Origin of the sequence: Methylomicrobium album BG8 (assembly GCF_000214275.2) — a bacterium.
Lineage (GTDB): Bacteria > Pseudomonadota > Gammaproteobacteria > Methylococcales > Methylomonadaceae > Methylomicrobium > Methylomicrobium agile.
Genome location: NZ_CM001475.1, coordinates 1,061,721 through 1,081,018, shown reverse-complemented (window position 1 = coordinate 1,081,018; position 19,298 = coordinate 1,061,721). Strand labels below are relative to the sequence as shown.

Here is a 19,298-nt window from a genome sequence, read left to right as displayed (position 1 = left end):
GATTTTCAATTTAACCGGGGAGATAAATATGAAACTCAAAAAATCAGCACTTGCGCTGATGCTGACCGGCACTGGCTTTCTAGGCCTGGCCGGCTACAGCAGCGCGGGATCGGCAGCACTTTTCAGCAGCAACGTCTGCAAGAATCAACAAGGCGAGATCATCGACGAAGCGATGTGCGCCGGCCGCGACGCCGCCAGCCTGAAAGGCGCGGACGAAGATTACTTCAAAGACATGGACTACGGCATCACCAAAGACCCGGCCACCTTGGCCAAAACGCTGGCCCCGTTCGTACCCGGCATCACGCCGGAACAGGCGGTCAAGAGCGTCGCGACCGGGCGCAACAACTGGATCGTTTGGACCGCGGGCAACGACCGCCTCTGGGACACCATCAGCTATCGCAGCGTCGGCAACCTCGATTTTCTGAAAACTCTGTCCAATCACCCCGGCCTTAAATTCAGCCGCAGCAACCGCTGGAACTATCTGGGCCTGGTCAACGAACCCTGCTTTGAAAAAGGCACCGGTCCACGCAAGGACCGCTACGGGCTCTGGCTCGACGTGCGCTCGACAGACTGCCCGGCCGATCCGTTCGAAAATGAAGAAAAATATCCCGGCGTAAAATACGGCGCCCGCGGCAAGAACATTCCGGCCGGCTCCTACTACGGCTATGCGACCGGCATCGTCGGCCTGCGCCTGTTCCCGAACCCGGACTTCGACGAAAAAGCCGAAAAAGCCTGGGATCCCGAACGCTACTATACCGATCCCAGCTATTACAACAACAAGAATCTGGTCCGCCCTTACCGCGTCGGCATGTCCTGCGGTTTCTGCCACGTCGGGCCGAATCCGACCAATCCACCTGCCGACCCCGAACATCCGAAATGGGAAAACCTGAACTCGAATCCGGGCGCGCAATATTTCTGGATCGACCGCATTTTCTCGTGGGAAGCCGATCCGAGCGCATTCCCGTTCCAATTGTTCGCGACCTCGCGTCCCGGCGCCCTGGATACCTCGCTGATTTCGAGCGATTACATCAATAACCCGCGCACGATGAACGCGGTCTATAACCTGGTACCGCGCCTCCTGAACGCGAAAAATTTCGGCGAGGAAAAGCTCGGCGGCGGCAGCTTGAACAACAGGCAATTCAACGACTATGTCAAAAGCGGCCCGTTGACCGAGTTTTACAAAGCACCGGATACCGTGTTTACCCCGCGCGTGTTGAAAGACGGTGCCGATTCGGTCGGTGCGCTCGGCGCGTTGAACCGCGTCTTCATCAACATCGGCCTGTTCAGCGAAGACTGGTTGACGCACTTCAATCCGTTGGTCGGCGGCAAACCGATTACCCCGATCCCGATCATCAAATCGCGCAAAAACTCGGTCTACTGGCAAGCCAACGAAGCGCAAACGCCGGATCTGGCGCTGTTCTTCGTCGCCGGCACCCGTCCGGATCTGCTGAAGAATGCGCCCGGCGGCGATCAAAAAATCACCCAAGACGCGGCGGTGCTGACCCGCGGCAAGGAAGTATTCGGCGAACGCTGCGCCCGTTGCCATTCGAGCAAACTGCCGGACAAAGCTTACGAATTCTTCAAAGGCGGAGCCGTCGGCAAGGACTATCTGAAACACTGGGGTAATTACTGGCGCTGGACGCAAACGGACGAATTCAAGAAAGCGATCGACGTAATCGTTAAAAAAGACGACTTCCTGCAGGACAACTTCCTGTCCACCGACCTGCGCGTTCCGGTCACGCTGCTCGAAACGAATGCGTGCAGCCCGCTGGCGACCAATGCGATCGAAGGCAACATCTGGAACGATTTCTCGTCGCAGTCGTACAAGAATCTGCCGTCTGTCGGCAAAATCACCGTACACCATCCAATGACCGGAAAGCCTTGGGAATTCACCGCGCCGGGCGGCGGCGTCGGCTTTACCCGTCCGGCTTCGTTGGTCAGCGTCTGGTCGACCGCGCCGTTCTTCGTAAACAACTCGCTCGGTAAATTCGACCCAAGCCCGTCGGTCGAAGCCAGAATGGGTTCGTTTGAAAACTCGATCACGCAATTGCTGTGGCCGGAAAAACGAGAGGGCAACATCCAGTATCAAACCGCGAACGGCAAAATGCTGCCGGGCTGGATCGACCGCACTTTCGCAACCAGCTATCTCAGGGTGCCTGCCGGATTCTTGCCGGATTGGCTGAACAAGCTGGCAGGCAAGATCGACGGCGGCAAATTCGCCGGCGAACAGGGGCTGGAACTCGGTCCGATTCCGAAAGGCACGCCGGTCAACCTGTTGACCAACATCGACCTGGACCGCCGCGAAGGCTTCATCGACCGAGTCAAGCACAAAGCCGAACTGCTCGGATTGCTGCTCAAGATCAAGCATGATCTGAAAGAAATTCCGAAAGACGCAACCGACGAGCAAGCCGCAGCGCAATTTAAAAATCTCGTGGATCCTTTGGTCAAGGCCAGCAAATGTCCCGACTACATCGTCAACCGCGGCCATTATTTCGGCACCGACTATTTCAAGGAAGCCAACCTTGAACCGGGCCTGAGCGATGCCGACAAGAAAGCGCTAATCGAATTCCTGAAGACTTTTTAACCCTTCATTTTCGATCGGGAGCGGCATGACGCCGCTCCCTCTCAACAACATCATCATGGATAAAACCTATGAAGCCGCCTCGATCCCGGATCGAGGCGGCTTCCACTTATTTGATCAGGAGAAACGACAATGACAGTATCGAATGCAACTTACGATTATATCGTCGTCGGCTCGGGCGCGGGCGGCGGCACCGTCGCGGCGCGCCTCGCCGAAAAAGGCAAGAAAGTGTTGGTATTGGAAGCCGGCGGCGATCCGAAACAGCTCCAGGGCGACGACCTGGCCTTCCCCGGCGAAGACCGCCTGCCCGAGGATTACGATGTACCGGTCTTCCATCCGTTTTCGACCGAAAACGCAGCGATGCGCTGGGATTTTTTCGTCCGCCATTACGAAACCGAAGCGCTTCAGGCCCAGGACCCCAAATATACGCCGGCCGAGAAAGGCGTGCTGTACCCGCGCGCCGGCTGCCTCGGCGGCTGCACCGCGCATAATGCGATGATCACGGTCTATCCGCACAACGCCGACTGGGACGAGGTCGCCGAACTGACCGGAGACGACTCCTGGAAAGCCGACAACATGCGCAAATATTTCGAAGGGATGGAAAACTGCGAGCACCGGCCGAAGCTGCGTAAACTCGCCACCTGGCTCGGCATCAATCCGTCCCGCCACGGGTTCAAGGGCTGGTTCCAGACCGAAGCCGCGCTGCCGCTGCAAGCCTTGGCTAAAGACAAGAAACTGATCCTGACGATACTGGAGTCCGCCGCCAAAGCCGCCGGCGCCCTGCCGAACTTTTTCGAGCGTCTGAAATGGCAGATCGAAGGACTGGCCGATCCGAACGACTGGCGGCTGGTCAAGGAAAATGCCACCGGACTGCGCTATCCGCCGCTCGCGACCACGAACGGCCGCCGCCACAGCACCCGCGAACGCCTGCTCGTGGCGCAGCAGAAATATCCGAACAATCTGACCATCGAACTGGACGCCCTGGTCACCAAGGTCATTCTCGACGAAAACAACCGCGCCGTCGGCGTCGAATACCTGAAAGGCGCCAAACTCTACAAGGCACATGCCAATCCGAGCAACCAGCCCGGCGAGCGCCGCACCGTCCACGCATCGAAAGAAGTGATTCTGGCCGGCGGCGCCTACAATACGCCGCAACTCCTGATGCTGTCCGGCATCGGTCCGCAGGAAGAACTGCAAAAGCACGGCATTCCGGTCAGGCAGCATTTGCCCGGCGTCGGCACCAACTTGCAGGACCGCTACGAAGTCGGCGTCGTGAACCGAATGAATCAGGACTGGGAAGTGCTGAAAGGCGCCAAATATTCGGCTGGCGATCCGCAATACAACGATTGGAAAAACGAAAACAAGGGCGTCTACACGACCAATGGCGCCGTGCTGGCGGTCATCAAGCGTTCTTTCGAAGAGCGGCCGCTGCCCGATTTGTTCTGCTTCGCGGTGCTGGGATACTTTAAAGGCTACTTCCCCGGCTATTCGAAGCTGATCAAGGACAATCTGAACTACCTGACCTGGGCCGTGCTGAAAGCGCACACGGTCAACCGGGCCGGCCAGGTCCGCCTGGCCTCCAGCGATCCGCGCGACCGGCCCTATATCAACTTCCGCTACTTCGAGGAAGGCAACGATACGCTCGGCGAAGATCTCGACTCGGTCGTCGAAGGCGTCAAATTCGTGCGCAGCATTGCCAAGCCGCTGTTCGAACAAGGCATTCTGGCCGAGGAAGTCGCACCCGGCAAAGACGTGCAAACCGACGACCAACTGCGCGATTTCGTTCGTTTCAATGCCTGGGGCCACCACGCCTCCTGCACCTGTCCGATCGGCGCCGACAACGATCCGATGGCGGTGCTGGACAGCCAGTTCCGCGTCCGCGGGATCCAGGGCCTGCGCGTCGTCGACGCCTCGGTATTCCCGAAGATTCCGGGCTTCTTCATCGTGTCCTCGATTTACATGATCGGCGAAAAGGCCGCGGACGTGATACTGAACGCCCCGCAGGACGCTCGCACGGCCAAGCCGTACGAAGCGGTGGCCGAAGCGGCTTCGTAATATTGAACGGTTGATAAAAAAACTCGGGTGGGCGGTTTTTTCCGCCCACTTTTTTTCGCGGCCCTGCGCCTCTCGCCGTCTAGCGCCTTACCCACCCAACCGTCCTCCGACCCTCCCTTCCGGTGCCGACACGACCTCGTCGTTGCCACTGCTCAGCCGGCCTACCCTCCTTTCACTGCCTGCGGGCGGAGCGAAACAGAGTCAAAATGAATCCAACAGGTTAGAATGAGCCGCAACGGCTGTAACCCGTAACCCGTAACCCGTAAGGCGGAACCGGCTCTGCCGGGTTCCGCCGAAGGAGAGTGGATTGCCTGGCATGGCGGCGGATCGCCTGACGGCATCCGCCCTTGTATATTAAAGCCCTCTACAAATACAGGATTAATTAAACCGAAGAGTTTATAGTGATTGCCGATTTCTGGGGAAGCCGGTCCGCCCTGAAGCCTTGAGCTTGTGCGTAGAATGGCTCCCCACCCTCGTCATCCATGCCGTGGAGTATCTGAGACCTGTAAGCTAAGCTTCTGAGTCTGCATTCACAACCCGTAAGGCGGAACCGGCTCTGCCGGGTTCCGCCGAAGGAGAGTGGATTGCCTGGCATGGCTTTGAAGCATGTTGTGGCGTTTTGCTATCGCGAAAACGCTCTACAAGCTCCGCAAATCCATAGAGGCAGCCCGGTCAATCTCCATCATGTGCAGGGATTGAAACCCAGACTTGGCGAGGAGCATGCCTATAAGGTCTATTTCAAGACCAACCCGGACGAATTACAGGTCGGCCCGAATTATCTGCACTTAGTTGCGGACGGCGCTGCTGGGTGATATTTCAGGGCCATTATCGATGGCATTGGTCTTGCTTTACACAATACGTTATCCTACCTAAGACCAAACCACCCAGGAGTTCGGTGACTCATGAAAATTGCGATCATCGGCACCGGCCATGTCGGATCGACCATCGCTTATGCATTGGTGCTGAAAGGCCTCTGCGACCATTTGGTGCTGGCCGGCAGGAATCTGGCCAAAGCGCATGGCGACGAACTGGATTTACAGCATACCCTCGCTTTTTGCGAACGTACGATGCAGATCGAAAGCGCTCCGATCGAAGCCGTCGCAGCGAGCGACATTCTGATCGTCACCACCTCGGTGCCGTTATCCGACCACATGACTTCGCGCATGGAGCTCGGCCCGGCCAATGCAGCCTTGTTCCGGCAGCTGATTCCGCGCTTGGCGCGCAACAATCCGGACGCGATTTTGATCATCATCACCAATCCGGTCGATGTCCTGACTTATCTGGCGACGCAGATTTCGGGTTTTCCGGCTTCAAGCATCATCGGTATCGGCACCCTGGTGGATTCGGCGCGCTTCAGGTCGCTGCTGTCGATAGAGCGGCAGATTCATCCGGACGATCTGCGCGCCTATATTCTCGGCGAACACGGTCCGAACCAGTTTCCGCTGTTCAGCACCGCCTCGATGGGCAGCGAGCATATCGACGACAACCCTTTGCACCGCGAGATTTTCAACGCCGTGTACAATGCCGGTTTCGACGTCTACAACGCCAAAGGCTACACCAATTTCGCGATCGCCGCCGCGGCCTGCGAAGTGGTCCGCGCGATTGTCTACGATTCGCATAGGACTCTGCCTCTCAGCACCTATCTTGAAGACTGGCTCGGAATCCGGGACAATTGCTTCAGTATTCCGGTCGTGGTCGGGCGGCGCGGCGTCATTCGCCATCTCCACCCTTACCTGAACCGAACGGAAAGAAAAGCATTGGAAAAAGCGGCCAAGGAGATCAAAGCCCGGATCAACCGCCTGCTTTCTTCCGAATCCGGCTTGCGCTAACCAGGAAATCGGCGTGCAATTTCACCATCCGGAATCTCACCGCACCCACCGGCCCGGCTGGCTCCGCGCCGCGGTATTGGGAGCCGACGACGGCATCGTCTCGACGGCCAGCCTGATCGTAGGCATCGCGGCTTCGCGCGCGGCGCAACAAGATATTTTGCTGGCCGCCTGCGCAATGTCGATGGCGGCCGGCGTCGGCAAGCTGTTCGGGACCGCGGCGTAGGCTGCCGATGACCTGGTTCGTCTACATCATCCTCTGCAGCGACGACTCGCTTTATACCGGCATCACCAATGACGTGCAGCGGCGCTTCGAGCAACATGCCGGCGGACGCGGCGCCAAATATTTCAACGGCCGGCGGCCCGAGCGGTTCGTGTATCTGGAAACCGGGCATGACCGCAGTTCCGCGACCCGGCGCGAGCTGCGGCTTAAAAAATTGAGCCGCCCGCAAAAAACGCGGCTGATCGCGTCGGAAGCCAACCGGATCGACGATTTCCTGCATCTGTTGCCCGGCACACCGACTTGAAGCCGCGCTTGGCCCACGCTGAGCGGATAACTCGATCCGGGAGAGGAAATGGATGGCCCGATACGCCAATATTTATGACATCTGCGACACGCCTATTTTAAAAGAACAGCCCTACGCAGAACCGGGCCGTAATCTGAAGCGGCTTTATCGAAAAGTCGCGGGTAACGGGTTATTGAAATACCTGATCCTTAAAGGCTGCCGCCATCCGGAAATTCCGATGCAGGCGGTTCCCGCCTATCAGGCAGTCATCCGCGCCGCAATGCGCGCCGGTTACGACGAGTGGCGGGATGCCGGCTGGATCGACCGCACATTCAAGCCGATTGCCGAACTGCTCGACCGGATCGATCCGCCGCATTTTCGCCGGCGGGAAAAAACACCCTTGATCCAGACCAATCCCAAGCCGGAAGCGTTGGATACCGTCATCGAACGCTGCCTGCAGGATATCCTGCAAACGTGGAACTCGCATCACGAAAATCCCTATTTCCCGGTTGCGGCGCAGGTCGTTTTGTCCGGCGACGATCAAATGAACGGCGAAAACTTCCTGAATATTCTCCGCGGCGTCGGCGCTTTCGAATACCGGAATGCCGTTTTGTTGTTCGCCTTGATCCGCTGCTTCATTCATTGCAACCCCGTAAAATTGAAGGTCGTCCGCAAACCTTATCGAGGCATTGCGGAAAAGCTGTTTCAGCGTTCGCACTGGTTTATCCATCGTACCGCCTTCTACGATGTCAATTTTTTCGAACTACTGCTGACGCGGGTCGCAAAAAACCGGCTAACGCCCGATGAGTTGCAGCCAATCGTGCAAATCCTGGAAAACCTGCTCCACTTTTGCGTCGTCACCAGCCAGGAATGGCTGGTAACCCCCAATAACGGCATCCGGCATCCCGCGACAACCTGCTTTCCTGAGGACGAAAGGGCGGAATGCCTATTCAAGCTGAACCAAAAGAATCGAGCAATCAAAAAGGATCTGGGCTTCGGCAATTATGCCCCCGATACCGATACGACCTTTTTCACGCTCTCCATCGCGAAAAAGTGGCTGGATCTTGTGGAGGAAAAACACCTTGCCGCCGACGTGAAACTGCTCAGGGAATGCCGGAATTTTTTGGCGCATCCCTGGGTGGAGATCATCACCGAATACCAGATCGGCAGCGGTTACACTTCGAATCCGCCGACGATCCGCATGACCCGTCCGCTGGACTATCAGGGCGCGATTCCGATCTGGTTCGACAAACGGTTCCGGAAATCCGACGGCCGTATCGTTCGGGAACCGGCAGGGAACGAAATCTGCCCCGGCCATAACATGGATATTCTGGAGGCCATGCTGGTCAACCGGAAGCAGTGGCGGTCCCTCGAAGGGGACAATCTGAAGACCGTGCGGCGCTTGCTCGATTTTCATTACCGAACGGTTGCGAGCGGCAACTTCAGGCATGAATCCGTTTTTCAGTATTATCTGCCGGAGATCTACGTTTATTACATCGGCCGCTTCTACGAAGCCTACTTGACGCTCGGCGATGCCGAAAAAAATAGCCTGAATCCCGAAGGACAAGTCGAAAAAATTCGCCGGATCGCGCTCGATTACTGCAAATCCGAGCTGATCGGCTATACCCTGAATGCGTTCGACGCCGCCATCGCGGTGGCTGCATTGGCGCTGCTGCGTCATGAACCGCGGGATGACGGCCTGATCGCCACGGGTTTGAAGACGATGTCGGATGCGCTGGGAGAAGGCGCAAAAGGCCACCTTTTCCAACCTTACGAATGGACGCGCTTGCGGCACCCTTGCCGAATCATCGTCGGCAGCGAAGTGGCGACTTCCCTGTTCGTCATGAGCGCCTTCGCCAGCGCGAAACAGTATTTATACGGAAACGGATAGCCCGCCGGCAGGCCGCGCTCAATAGGCCAGGGAAATCATCCGATTCCCGCGCGGCACGACGGTGATCCCCGACGCATCCACGAAATACTGCCGGGCGTCTTTTTCGCGATCGAATCCGAGTACGGTGCCCGCTTCGATGATATTCTGCTTGTCGACGATGACCCGGCGCAGCCGGCTGCCTTTGCCGATCTTCACGTAATCCAGGATGATGCACTCGTCCAGTTGCGCGCCTTCCTCCAGCACCACTTCCCGTCCCACAATGCTGCGGCAAATCAATGCCTTGTTTAGCCAGCCGGCGGAACAGACCAAACTGTCTTCAACATATCGGCTGGTGATTTTTACGCCGGGTCCGTCATAACGGGACGAGCGGATAGGCCATTGAGGATTGAACAGATCGAAACAAGGCCGTTCCCCGAGAAGATCCTGATGGGCCTGCCAGTAGGATTGGAGCGTACCTACGTCGCGCCAATAGGCGGTTTCTTCGTAAGGTTTGATGCCCGGCACCTGATTGGCGGCGAAATCGTAGGCAAACAGACGATGCGTCCTCATCAGACGGGGCAGGATTTCGCTGCCGAAATCGGTTTCGCCGCGTTGATGAGCCGCTTCGACGATGCCGCGCAGCTTTTCCACATCGAAAAGGTAATTGCCCATCGACACGTAAGCCCTTTCGGAATCGCCGGGCATGGGCTTTGGCTTCGCGGGCTTTTCGCGGAAAGCGCTGATTCGCCCCGCGTCATCCGTTTCCAGTACGCCGAAAGAGACGGCTTCGGCCAAGGGCACCGATCGCGCCGCCACCGTGACATCCGCCTTGTTGGCGCAGTGGAACTCCATCATCTGGCGCACATCCATCCGATACACATGGTCGGCGCCGAAGACGGCCACCAACTTGGGTTGATGCCGGTCGATAAGGGACAGATTTTGATAAACCGCATTGGCGGTTCCCTGAAACCAGTCGTCGCCGAGCTGTCTTTGCGGCGGCACTTCCATCACGAATTCGCCGGTCGCTACCCGGGAAGGTTCCCAGGTCTTGTGCAAATGCTCGATCAGGGATTGGGACTTGTACTGCACCACCACATAAATCGTAAGCGTCCATCCGAGCCACCTATAAAATAGTTTTCGTCTGCGGCATCCTGTGATTTTTTTGATCAGGAGTTTTAGCATGGCCATCACAGCGAAATGGCGTCAGCATATCGAAGCGTGGCAACGCAGTGGTTTGTCGCAAGCCGCGTATTGCGCAGCACAGCAACTCAATGTCCGTACGTTCACAGCACGGCTGAGCGATTATCGCAAATTACCCAAGCAGGATTCGACGGCCTTGATACCGGTGCAGATTCAACCGGCTGTCACTGAGGTCATTGTCTTTACCCATGCTCAGGGCCATCGCCTGGAACTGCCGGCTTCGATGCCGGCGAGTTGGCTCGCGGAGCTGTTGCGATGCCTGGCCTGATCGCGAGCCCGGCACAGATTTGGCTGGCGGTGGCGCCGGTCGACATGCGGCGCGGCCTGGATGGCTTAACCACGATCGTGCAGCAGAGCCTGGGTCATTCGCCGTGTGCTGGGTCGGCCTTCATCTTCCGCAACCGTGCCGGCAACCGCTTGCGCCTGTTGCTGTGGGACGGCAATGGCGTGTGGCTCTGTCAGCGGCGCTTGCATCGAGGCAGTTTTGTCTGGCCCCAGGCCTCTGATCCGGTGTTTGCGATCAGTCCGGCCCAGTGGCAGTGGTTGGCCGCCGGTGTCGATTGGCAACGGTTATCGGCTCAACCCTCGGCGGAATGGCGAGTCTGATGTTAACGATAAAATCCTCTTGAACATCAGTCATATCAAGGCTTTCAGGGGATGAGTGCGGTATAATATCCCCCATGAATTTGCTCGCTGAACTCGATCAACTCAACCTGGAACCGGCCGCTAAAGCCCAAGTCGCGGCAATGCTTCAGACGCTTGTCGAGCAAGCGGCGCAGGATGCTCAAACCATTGCGAATCAGCAGCAACTCCTGCAAACGAAGGACGCCAGCCTGCAAGCCAAAGAGGTCAAAATCGCCGCGCTGACGCACGAGTTGGCCTATTACAAGCGCATCCGTTTCAGTACCAAGAGCGAAGCCTTGGCTCCGCTGCAGCGGGATGTCTTCGAGGAAACCTGGAACACGGATATTTCGGCGATTGAAGCCGAAGTCGAGCAACTGCAGGATGACAGCCCTTGTGCAACGGTGGCTCGTCCGAAACGCCTGCGTGCCGGTCGTCAGCTGTTGCCCGCTCACTTGCCCCGCGTCGAGCACCGGCATGAACCCGAGTCCTGCACCTGCGGGCACTGCGGCCGGGACTTGGTCAAGATCGGCGAGGATGTGACCGAGCAACTGGACGTCGAGCCGGCCAAGTTCTTCGTGCATCGGCACATCCGCCCGCAATATGCCTGCCGGCGCTGTGAAACCGTGACCGCGGCGCCGATTCCGCCGGCGGTGATCGATGGCGGCATGGCGGCGGTCGGTTTGTTGAGTTGGGTGATGATCAGTAAATTTCTGGATCACCTGCCGCTGTACCGGTTGGAACAGATCGCTGCCCGCGACGGCGTAACCTTGTCCCGCTCCACCCTGGCCGACTGGGTCGGACGCCTCGGCGTCGCCTTAGAGCCTTTGGCAGACCGTCTGGCCTGGCACCTCTTGCAACGCGATTGCCTGCATGCGGATGAGACGCCGGTGCCGCAATTGGATCCCGGCAACGGCAAAACGAAAAAGGCCTATTTGTGGGCGTATCGCAGCAACGACTTGCAGCCGGGACCGAAGATCCTCGTCTTCGACTATCAAGCCGGCCGCAGCGGCCGGCATGCGCAGCAGTTTCTGCAAGACTGGCAAGGCCACCTCGTCGTCGACGACTATGCCGGCTACAAAGCCCTGTTTGCGGCCGCCCGCGCGCATCCCGAGGATCAACGCCTGCTTGAACCGTGCATCGAGCTCGCCTGTTGGGCGCATGCACGGCGGAAATTCTTCGACTTGTTCCAGGCCAGCCAGAGCCCGATCGCGCACGAAGCCTTGAACCGCATCGCGGTGCTGTATGCGATTGAAGCCGAAGGGAGTGACCTAACGCCCGATGGGCGCCAAGCCCTGCGTGTCGAAAAAACGCTGCCGACCTTGGCAGCCTTCCACGACTGGCTTCAGCAAACCCGTTTGCGCACCGCGCCCGGCAGTGCCACCGCCAAAGCGATCGACTACAGTTTGAAGCGATGGGCTGCGCTCACGCGCTACGCCGAGACTGGTGATCTGCCGATCGACAATAACCCGATCGAAAACAGCATTCGTCCGATTGCATTGGGCAAAAAAAACTGGTTGTTCGTAGGCTCCGAACGCGCCGGCCAGCGTGCCGCCATCATTCAAACCTTGCTCGGCACCGCCAAGCTCAACGGGTTCGATCCAGCGGTATGGCTAAAAGAAACCCTGGAAAAGCTCCCAACTTGGCCCAACAGTCGCATCGACGAGCTTCTGCCTCTTCGCTTCGCGGATTAAATCATAACGTTTTAGTCCTGGCTATGTGGTTCCGCTGGCCGCTTACCATAAATCGATCCCACCCCCGAATTGATCAAATTGCTGATCACGAAATCCACCAGCCGATATTTCCCTCCAAACGGAACCGCCGGCTTCGAGCGATGCGCAGTGAGAGGATAGAGCCTTGAGCCTTCGCCGCCCGCAAGCACGATGGCGAGTATTTTATCGGGATATTCCATGCAAATCTCTCCTGCGCCTGTAACGAACAGAACGCTTCATTTTCCGTTTATGACTCTTCCCCCATTGGATGCCTTGCCGTTTTTCGAGTTCACCCCGGAAATACGCTGTCAGCGGACAAAAAGTTCTTGAACGTCGCAGTCTCGATAACCGAGCTCGTCGCGCGCCGTGTCGAAGAACTGCTCTGGAAACTGTTTTACGGTATCGCGGCCTGATGCGGATTTTCCGAATAGCCGACAGCGGGCATCCGGTGTTGGACAGCACCGAGCTCACCCGACGCGAACCACTCAGCGGTGAGCGGTCGAGTGGAGCGCCGTGTTAGAATCGTCACCCCCCAACCTTGTTGTACGCTGATTCAATAAACGGCTTAACTAATTCAAAGTCTCGCTCCGATGAAATAGTGAACTCAGTATCGCCTGTACCGTAATGCCCGATTTCTGTCACGTCACGATAGAATTTAGGCGGTGCCTCAACGTCATTCGCGCTTAGTTTTACAAATAACTTTATATTTCTGCTTTGCGGCTCCATGCACACAATATTCTGAGAAATCTTGTATGCGACATAGAACTTTTTCGGCACTTCCTCAATAGCAGGATCGAGTCCAACGATATACTCACGAATGCCGTGCATGAGAGACTGTATGTGCGCGGGCTTTCCCTCAAGATGTTCTTCAAATTCATAAGTAGCGGTAGCACGCACTTGCGCAGCCTTTTTCCCAGCCTCCACCATAACCGGATTCTTTCCTCCATCAACAGAAGATGGCGAGAGGGTCACCTTAGTTGCTTGGAACACCTCCTCAAGGTAGATCGAACCATTCTTGAAAAGACGGTACTTCCATAACTCGATATTCGCTCCCATTACTTGAACCGCATGCAGATCGTACTTTTTATAATTTGGGGCGATACAAATAACTCGGACATCTGACCAGTCTACTTCAACGCCATTTCCGAGCGCCCGCTGAACGGCTATTTCGAAATCGCCCTTGTGGTCCTGAATCCAGTGCAGGTAGAAAAGACTCTGGTTTATAAGCTCGGAAGATTCAACTTTCTTGTATTCAATGATTACGGGATTGTTGTCCTCGGACAACGCCAGGCTGTCTATTCGCCCGGCATGTAATGCACCCGTCGAAAACTCTGAGGCGACAAAACGGCAGTTAAACACCGTCGCAAGATTTCGCTCAATAAGGGTCTGTAATTCCTTCTCCAGAGCAAAATTCGTTTGCTCCACAGGAACAAGATTTTCCCCAGATATCTCAAATAGTGGCATTATGAAATGTGCTCCTGCTCTTTCTCAAAATTCTAACAACAAAAATAGCCTGCTAAACAAAGCGAAGTCCGGGGCAGCGATCTGTTAGGCATTTTCCTCACCCCATTCATCAACCCTAAATACTTTCTTGAAGTCTGCATATTCGCGATCCAGGTCATCAGCAAAAGAGCTGTAGGACGTTTTCGCGATAGCAAAACGCCAACAGGCTTCAAAGCGACGGCGGATTGCCTGGCGGCGAATCCGCCCTACAAGAGCTTTCTGCTGTGTACCAGTCTAACGTCGGGCAACGATGAAGCTGTTGCCCGACCTACCAGACTACATTTGCTCATGGCGTACCCCTTTCGTGTTGGCTAACGTGAAACTAAGGGGCGCGCAGCGTAGCGGAGCGTCCCTTTAAGTACCATGTTAGAACTATTCTCACATGCTACCCCGGATAAACGTCTCACACTTAGCACAATAATAGCCTTCGGTGACTTCACAAAGGCCATCTAAATTCATGCCTCCAAATGACACGAATGACTCATCTTTAATTAAGGGTGCATAGTGCCCTCTCCGGCACTTAGTGAATTTGTCTTTTTTCTGAGCACCTATTTCGGTAAGGAATTCAGAACACGCATTTGCGCCTATCGAGAGCGCGTAATCGAGTGCGGTGAAGTGAAGCAGCCAACGGTTCAAACGTGGATTTTGGGAGAATTCTTTGTCACGGTAAAAATTCCGAAAAAACACTGCATCGTGTTTGTGGAACACCTCAAGAATAGGCCGCGAATCGACTTGAATTGCCTCAAAGATAGACGAACCCCACAACGGCGCGCCGACACTAAGCAAAAACTCGGTACACACGGTATTTCCAGCAGCGGCTGATGCATCCAATGGAGTCATCCAAGGATCATAAGTTGTTCTTCGGTCGATTCGGCACCCACCACGAATGAGCTTCTGAAGCTTCTCGATGTTTCCTTGTTGAGCAAGACTCACTACAGTAATGGGGTCGGTGAAGCGTTCAAACAAATCACTACTCCAAATTCTTACGAGATCAGACGCAAAGCTCAGCCGAACTGAACAAATCCGATTTGTGACCTTTCATTAGCAGAGATATACATCTTTACGTGATGGTGATGAATACCAATTTCGGCTTTGAACGAAGAGCCATCTGAATTAGTGCAAGAAGCGACCATTACGAAGTATTGGCCACCGAGCTGCACTTCTTCGCAATAGATATAACGGCCGATGCTGCCCTCGCTCGAATAAGGCTTTAAAGCCGCACCTAACTCTGCCCATGCCTCGTCGGTGAGAAGTACTCCGAATACTTTCTTCTGATTCATTATAATGTTCCTTCTTTATGCTTCTAACATTAATTACACATCCTAAATGACGCAATATTTTATGTCATTTAGGAGGCCTAAACTTTTGTAAAAATTTAAAACTACTCCAGATTCATGCAGGTGCCGAAAATTATCATATCCTCAATAAAACACAATACTCTTCATAACAATTTTCCGAACATCTTCCCTAAGCCGACGAATCGCCAAAACTAAAATCCGCCTGCATTGCCGCGCATAAAAAAGGCGACTCGAAGTCGCCTTTTTTATTTTCCGAGAAAATCTTAGGAGAGTTTTTCCTTGATTCTCGCCGCCTTACCGGTCAGATCACGCAGGTAGTACAGCTTCGCCCTGCGCACGTCGCCGCGGCGCTTGACCTGGATTTCGCTGATCAGCGGGCTGTGCGTCTGGAAAACGCGCTCGACGCCGGTGCCGTGCGAGATTTTTCTGACGGTGAAAGCAGAGTTCAGGCCGCGGTTGCGCTTTGCGATCACGACGCCTTCGAACGCCTGGATTCTTTCACGCTCGCCTTCTTTCACGCGGACTTGCACGACCACGGTATCGCCGGTCGAGAATTCCGGGATCTGCTTCAATTGTTCTTTTTCCAATGCTTCAATAATATTGCTCATTACCACACCTAATAAACATCAAGTTCAATTTTAAATTCATTCAGCAGGGCTTGCTGATCCGGGCTCAGATGCATTTTTTCCAGTAAGTCCGGGCGTCTTAGCCATGTTCTGCCGAGCGCCTGTTTCATTCGCCAGCGCTCGATTTCGGCATGATTGCCGCCCAGCAACACCTTCGGCACCGGATGGCCGTCCAGATGCTCGGGCCGGGTATAGTGCGGGCAATCCAACAAGCCGTTCCGGTGCGAATCCTGCTCCGCGGAGGCTTCGTCGCCGAGCACGCCGGGCAACAGCCGCGTTACCCCGTCGATCACGATCAAGGCAGCCAGTTCGCCGCCGCTGATTACGTAGTCGCCCAGCGACCATTCCTCGTCGCAATCGAGTTCGACGAAGCGCTCGTCGACGCCTTCATAACGCCCTGCGACAAGAATCAATTGACTGAGTCGGCTGGCCTCGGCCAACATTTCCTGGGTCAATAACCTGCCTTGAGGACTTAAGTAGACCACTTTGGCGGGGCCTGAGCCCGCCGCTTTCGCCGCCGCCACCGCATCGTGCAGGGGCGGATATTTCATCACCATGCCCGGTCCGCCGCCGTAGGGCCGGTCGTCGACGGTCCGGTGGCGGTCTTCGGTATAATCCCTGGGATTCCACAGGTTCAGGCTGACGAGCCGCCGCTCGATCGCCCTGCCGGTAACCCCGTAGTGTGCGGCGCCGGCCACCATTTCCGGGAAAATCGAGACGACATCGAAACGCATGCCGCCGATTTAAAACTCGGGATCCCAATCGGCCACGATCCGACCGGCATCGGTGTCGACCTTCACGATTGTCCGTCCCTGAATGAACGGCACCGCACGCTCGCGCTCGCCTTTCACGATTAGTACGTCGTTCGCGCCGGTTTCGAGCAGGCTGTCGACGATGCCCAATACCACGCCTTCGGTCGTCACCACTTCCAGCCCGATCAAATCGGACCAGTAATACTCGCCTTCGGACGTCTTGGGCAGTTGCTCTCGGCGGATAAAAATCTCGTAGCCGAGCAGGGTTTCCGCCTGACTGCGATCGCTCACGCCCTTGATATGGGCAATCACGCCGCTACCCTGCAGATGGCCGTCAGTGATCTCGACCGTCTTCATCTCGCCCTTTTTTACCAATAACCAAGGCGAGTAACTCAGGATGTTTTCCTTCGGGCTGGTATAGGAAAAAATCTTCAGCCAGCCTTTGACACCGAAAACGCCGGAGATTTTGCCGACACAGACGGTGTTATCGCGTTCCTTGATCAACCCGGATTAGGCCGACGCTTTCGCAGCGTCTTTAATCAGTCTTGCAACGCGATCGGAAGGTTGCGCGCCGTGCGATTTCCAGTATTCGACACGCTCGCTGTCCAGGCGCAATCTGACTTCGTTGCCGCGCGCCAGAGGATTGAAGAAGCCGACGCGCTCGATGTAGCGACCGTCGCGGCCGCTTCTGCTGTCGGCGACGATGACATGATAAAAAGGACGATTTTTCGCGCCGGTTCTGGTAAGGCGAATGGTAACCATTAAAGTTTTCCTCGAAACATTTAATTCAAAAAAATTAATCCGCCTATTCTACGCGATTTTAGCGATATGTAAAGTGCGGAATAGGCTCAAAATTCGGTTTGTGGATCTTGGGTGAAATGTCGAATAGGGATCGACGGCGCCGGTTATAGGCAGATCATCCAGTACGCTCTTTATGCCCTTCAGAGTAGCCGACATGCCTTCTAACCTGACTATTTATCCTGCGAGAGGGCTTGAGGGAAGGGATTTAAGAAAACTCTGAAAGTCCGGGAAACGCTCTCATCCAAGGGCAATGCCGTTAAGTCAAGAAAACCGCAGGCCGGATAAGCGTAGCTCACGCATCCGGCATTAGCGTGGTGGATACGCTACGCTTATCCACCCTACAGTATCTTTATTTCTTAAATTAACGGCATTATCCGGAAGGAGAGGAATTATTCGGAAATTTCTTAAAATCAATACTGCCGCCGTCAGCGGCTTTTGATCGTCCTCACCCTGCCCTTTCCCGCAAAGGGAAAGGGCTTTCAAGCACAAAGCTCAGCGCCGCAGTCCGCGTACGTTGCTCTTGATGCCGCGGATCATGTTCGCCATGTTGCCGCCGGCTTTCAGTTTCTTCATCATCTTTTCCATCATCATGAACTGCTTCAGCATCCGGTTCACCGCGTTCAGATCCTGGCCGCAGCCGTCCGCGATCCGTTTTTTGCGGTTGCCTTTGATCAGGTCGGGGAAGCGGCGCTCCTGCGGGGTCATCGAATTGATCACCGCGATCTGGCGAGCCAGTTCCTTGTCGTTGACCTTCTCCCGGACTTCCCGCGGTACGCTGCTCATGCCCGGCAGTTTGTCCAGCATCGTGCCGACGCCGCCCATGTTCTGCATTTCGATCAGTTGCTGGCGGAAGTCTTCCAGGTCGAAACTCTTGCCCTTTTGAATCTTGCGGACCAGCTTCTGCGCTTTTTCCTTGTCGACTTTCTGTTCGATCTCCTCGATCAGACTGAGCATGTCGCCCATGCCGAGAATCCGCGAAGCGACCCGGTCGGGATGGAAAGGTTCGAGCGCCTCTGCCTTTTCGCCGACACCGATGAATTTGATCGGCTTGCCGGTAATATGTCGGATCGACAATGCCGCACCGCCGCGCGCGTCGCCGTCGGCTTTGGTTAAAATCACGCCGGTCAATGGCAGCGCCTCGTTGAACGCCTTGGCGGTATTGGCTGCGTCCTGACCGGTCATGCTGTCGACCACGAACAAGGTTTCGATCGGCTTGGCCGCCGCATGCAGTTCCTTGATTTCGGCCATCATCTCGTCATCGATGTGCAGGCGGCCCGCGGTATCGATAATCAGCACATCCAGAAACTTGCGCTTCGCGGCGTCGATCGCGGCGTTGGCGATATCGACCGGTTTTTGGCTCGGATCGCTCGGGAAAAACATGAGTTCCAAATCCTGCGCCAGCGTTTCCAACTGCTTGATTGCGGCCGGACGATAAACGTCGGCACTCACCACGCCGACCTTTTTCTTCTGGTTCGTTTTCAGCCAGCGGCCCAGTTTGGCGACGGTGGTGGTCTTACCGGCACCCTGCAAGCCCGCCATCAGCACGATCGCGGGCGGGTTGGTGCGCAGGTTCAGCGCCTCGTTGCGCTCGCCCATCACCTTGACCAGTTCGGACTGCACCAGTTTGATCATCGACTGGCCCGGCGTCAGGCTGCTTTGCACGGTCTGGCCCAGGGCGCCGGTTTTGACGCGTTCGATAAAATCGGTCACCACAGGCAAGGCGACATCGGCTTCCAGCAAGGCCATACGTACTTCGCGCAGGGTATCCTTGATGTTGTCCTCGGTCAGGCGGCCCTGGCCTTTCAGTTTTTTGAGAGTATCGCTTAATCGGTCGGTTAAATTATCAAACATGGCGTAAACTTACTGGTAACTGGGAAAACTGGCCCCCGCACATAATGGGCTAGGATCAGGACACATTAACAGGCTATACTACCATACCTTGAGCAG

At 55.9% G+C, this 19,298-nt stretch carries 20 protein-coding genes; 10 read left to right on the top strand and 10 right to left on the bottom strand.

What is annotated here, in order from left to right:
- Positions 1 to 28 precede the first annotated feature (28 nt).
- The 7 genes from METAL_RS04715 (at position 29) to METAL_RS04685 (ending at position 8,859) form a co-directional block, all read left to right on the top strand.
- On the top strand, positions 29 to 2,584 hold the full coding sequence (locus METAL_RS04715) for a hypothetical protein (protein WP_005370102.1): 2,556 nt from the start codon (positions 29 to 31) through the stop codon (positions 2,582 to 2,584).
- A gap of 129 nt (positions 2,585 to 2,713) precedes the next feature.
- Complete coding sequence (locus METAL_RS04710) at positions 2,714 to 4,636, top strand: GMC family oxidoreductase (protein WP_005370099.1); 1,923 nt, start codon at positions 2,714 to 2,716, stop codon at positions 4,634 to 4,636.
- Positions 4,637 to 5,229: 593 nt separating this feature from the next.
- Positions 5,230 to 5,448, top strand: coding sequence for a hypothetical protein (locus METAL_RS04705; protein ID WP_005370097.1), 219 nt, complete (start codon positions 5,230 to 5,232; stop codon positions 5,446 to 5,448).
- Positions 5,449 to 5,538: 90 nt separating this feature from the next.
- A complete protein-coding gene (locus METAL_RS04700; protein WP_005370096.1) occupies positions 5,539 to 6,465 on the top strand; it encodes a malate dehydrogenase in 927 nt (308 codons plus the stop codon).
- Between the two features lie 13 nt (positions 6,466 to 6,478).
- Entirely contained in the window at positions 6,479 to 6,688 is a 210-nt protein-coding gene (locus tag METAL_RS04695; protein WP_005370094.1) for a VIT1/CCC1 transporter family protein, read from the top strand.
- Between the two features lie 7 nt (positions 6,689 to 6,695).
- A complete protein-coding gene (locus tag METAL_RS04690; protein WP_005370093.1) occupies positions 6,696 to 6,989 on the top strand; it encodes a GIY-YIG nuclease family protein in 294 nt (97 codons plus the stop codon).
- Between the two features lie 52 nt (positions 6,990 to 7,041).
- On the top strand, positions 7,042 to 8,859 hold the full coding sequence (locus METAL_RS04685; protein ID WP_005370092.1) for a hypothetical protein: 1,818 nt from the start codon (positions 7,042 to 7,044) through the stop codon (positions 8,857 to 8,859).
- An 18-nt stretch (positions 8,860 to 8,877) separates the two neighbouring features.
- On the opposite strand, the gene METAL_RS04680 is transcribed toward METAL_RS04685, so the two are convergent.
- Positions 8,878 to 10,020 carry a sugar phosphate nucleotidyltransferase gene (locus tag METAL_RS04680; RefSeq protein ID WP_245549467.1) on the bottom strand — a complete coding sequence of 381 codons (1,143 nt, stop codon included), beginning with the start codon at positions 10,018 to 10,020 and terminating at the stop codon, positions 8,878 to 8,880.
- On the opposite strand from METAL_RS04680, the gene tnpA reads away from it, so the two are divergent.
- The 3 genes from tnpA (at position 10,019) to tnpC (ending at position 12,353) form a co-directional block, all read left to right on the top strand.
- A complete protein-coding gene (gene tnpA / locus METAL_RS04675; protein ID WP_005368392.1) occupies positions 10,019 to 10,306 on the top strand; it encodes an IS66 family insertion sequence element accessory protein TnpA in 288 nt (95 codons plus the stop codon). The two genes, METAL_RS04680 and tnpA, sit on opposite strands and share 2 nt — an antisense overlap.
- On the top strand, positions 10,294 to 10,644 hold the full coding sequence (gene tnpB, locus METAL_RS04670) for an IS66 family insertion sequence element accessory protein TnpB (RefSeq protein ID WP_005368390.1): 351 nt from the start codon (positions 10,294 to 10,296) through the stop codon (positions 10,642 to 10,644). Before tnpA ends, tnpB begins: the two co-directional genes overlap by 13 nt.
- 74 nt (positions 10,645 to 10,718) lie before the next feature.
- The gene (gene tnpC, locus METAL_RS04665; protein ID WP_005368386.1) at positions 10,719 to 12,353 is read left to right on the top strand and encodes an IS66 family transposase; all 1,635 of its coding nucleotides are present in this window, start codon (positions 10,719 to 10,721) and stop codon (positions 12,351 to 12,353) included.
- 11 nt (positions 12,354 to 12,364) lie between these two features.
- Here the strand turns inward: tnpC and METAL_RS04660 are convergent, their stop codons facing one another.
- The 9 genes from METAL_RS04660 to ffh all read right to left on the bottom strand — a co-directional run bounded on the left by METAL_RS04660 (position 12,365) and on the right by ffh (position 19,202).
- Entirely contained in the window at positions 12,365 to 12,571 is a 207-nt protein-coding gene (locus METAL_RS04660) for a sugar phosphate nucleotidyltransferase (protein WP_040578288.1), read from the bottom strand.
- 325 nt (positions 12,572 to 12,896) lie between these two features.
- On the bottom strand, positions 12,897 to 13,835 hold the full coding sequence (locus tag METAL_RS04655) for a DUF5655 domain-containing protein (RefSeq protein WP_005370091.1): 939 nt from the start codon (positions 13,833 to 13,835) through the stop codon (positions 12,897 to 12,899).
- A gap of 417 nt (positions 13,836 to 14,252) precedes the next feature.
- Positions 14,253 to 14,840, bottom strand: coding sequence for an ankyrin repeat domain-containing protein (locus tag METAL_RS04650; RefSeq protein WP_005370090.1), 588 nt, complete (start codon positions 14,838 to 14,840; stop codon positions 14,253 to 14,255).
- Between the two features lie 38 nt (positions 14,841 to 14,878).
- Positions 14,879 to 15,154 carry a hypothetical protein gene (locus METAL_RS04645; RefSeq protein WP_005370089.1) on the bottom strand — a complete coding sequence of 92 codons (276 nt, stop codon included), beginning with the start codon at positions 15,152 to 15,154 and terminating at the stop codon, positions 14,879 to 14,881.
- Positions 15,155 to 15,435: 281 nt separating this feature from the next.
- Positions 15,436 to 15,780 carry a 50S ribosomal protein L19 gene (rplS, locus tag METAL_RS04640; RefSeq protein WP_005370087.1) on the bottom strand — a complete coding sequence of 115 codons (345 nt, stop codon included), beginning with the start codon at positions 15,778 to 15,780 and terminating at the stop codon, positions 15,436 to 15,438.
- Between the two features lie 8 nt (positions 15,781 to 15,788).
- Positions 15,789 to 16,532, bottom strand: coding sequence for a tRNA (guanosine(37)-N1)-methyltransferase TrmD (gene trmD, locus METAL_RS04635; protein WP_005370085.1), 744 nt, complete (start codon positions 16,530 to 16,532; stop codon positions 15,789 to 15,791).
- Positions 16,533 to 16,541: 9 nt separating this feature from the next.
- Positions 16,542 to 17,054: a ribosome maturation factor RimM gene (rimM, locus tag METAL_RS04630; RefSeq protein WP_005370083.1), complete on the bottom strand. Its 513-nt coding sequence runs from the start codon at positions 17,052 to 17,054 to the stop codon at positions 16,542 to 16,544.
- Between the two features lie 6 nt (positions 17,055 to 17,060).
- Complete coding sequence (gene rpsP / locus METAL_RS04625) at positions 17,061 to 17,312, bottom strand: 30S ribosomal protein S16 (protein ID WP_005370081.1); 252 nt, start codon at positions 17,310 to 17,312, stop codon at positions 17,061 to 17,063.
- 531 nt (positions 17,313 to 17,843) lie between these two features.
- Positions 17,844 to 19,202 (bottom strand): signal recognition particle protein, encoded by a 1,359-nt coding sequence (gene ffh, locus METAL_RS04620; RefSeq protein WP_005370079.1) that lies wholly within the window; start codon positions 19,200 to 19,202, stop codon positions 17,844 to 17,846.
- Positions 19,203 to 19,298 lie beyond the last annotated feature (96 nt).

What these genes read in the sequence shown, in the direction of transcription:
- METAL_RS04715 (WP_005370102.1), top strand. Translation starts at nt 29, where the DNA reads ATGAAACTCAAAAAATCAGCACTTGCGCTGATGCTGACCGGCACTGGC.
- METAL_RS04710 (WP_005370099.1), top strand. Translation starts at nt 2,714, where the DNA reads ATGACAGTATCGAATGCAACTTACGATTATATCGTCGTCGGCTCGGGC.
- METAL_RS04705 (WP_005370097.1), top strand. Translation starts at nt 5,230, where the DNA reads ATGGCTTTGAAGCATGTTGTGGCGTTTTGCTATCGCGAAAACGCTCTA.
- METAL_RS04700 (WP_005370096.1), top strand. Translation starts at nt 5,539, where the DNA reads ATGAAAATTGCGATCATCGGCACCGGCCATGTCGGATCGACCATCGCT.
- METAL_RS04690 (WP_005370093.1), top strand. Translation starts at nt 6,696, where the DNA reads ATGACCTGGTTCGTCTACATCATCCTCTGCAGCGACGACTCGCTTTAT.
- METAL_RS04685 (WP_005370092.1), top strand. Translation starts at nt 7,042, where the DNA reads ATGGCCCGATACGCCAATATTTATGACATCTGCGACACGCCTATTTTA.
- tnpA (WP_005368392.1), top strand. Translation starts at nt 10,019, where the DNA reads ATGGCCATCACAGCGAAATGGCGTCAGCATATCGAAGCGTGGCAACGC.
- METAL_RS04680 (WP_245549467.1), bottom strand. Translation starts at nt 10,020, where the DNA reads ATGCTAAAACTCCTGATCAAAAAAATCACAGGATGCCGCAGACGAAAA.
- tnpB (WP_005368390.1), top strand. Translation starts at nt 10,294, where the DNA reads ATGCCTGGCCTGATCGCGAGCCCGGCACAGATTTGGCTGGCGGTGGCG.
- tnpC (WP_005368386.1), top strand. Translation starts at nt 10,719, where the DNA reads ATGAATTTGCTCGCTGAACTCGATCAACTCAACCTGGAACCGGCCGCT.
- METAL_RS04660 (WP_040578288.1), bottom strand. Translation starts at nt 12,571, where the DNA reads ATGGAATATCCCGATAAAATACTCGCCATCGTGCTTGCGGGCGGCGAA.
- METAL_RS04655 (WP_005370091.1), bottom strand. Translation starts at nt 13,835, where the DNA reads ATGCCACTATTTGAGATATCTGGGGAAAATCTTGTTCCTGTGGAGCAA.
- METAL_RS04645 (WP_005370089.1), bottom strand. Translation starts at nt 15,154, where the DNA reads ATGAATCAGAAGAAAGTATTCGGAGTACTTCTCACCGACGAGGCATGG.
- rplS (WP_005370087.1), bottom strand. Translation starts at nt 15,780, where the DNA reads ATGAGCAATATTATTGAAGCATTGGAAAAAGAACAATTGAAGCAGATC.
- trmD (WP_005370085.1), bottom strand. Translation starts at nt 16,532, where the DNA reads ATGCGTTTCGATGTCGTCTCGATTTTCCCGGAAATGGTGGCCGGCGCC.
- rpsP (WP_005370081.1), bottom strand. Translation starts at nt 17,312, where the DNA reads ATGGTTACCATTCGCCTTACCAGAACCGGCGCGAAAAATCGTCCTTTT.
- ffh (WP_005370079.1), bottom strand. Translation starts at nt 19,202, where the DNA reads ATGTTTGATAATTTAACCGACCGATTAAGCGATACTCTCAAAAAACTG.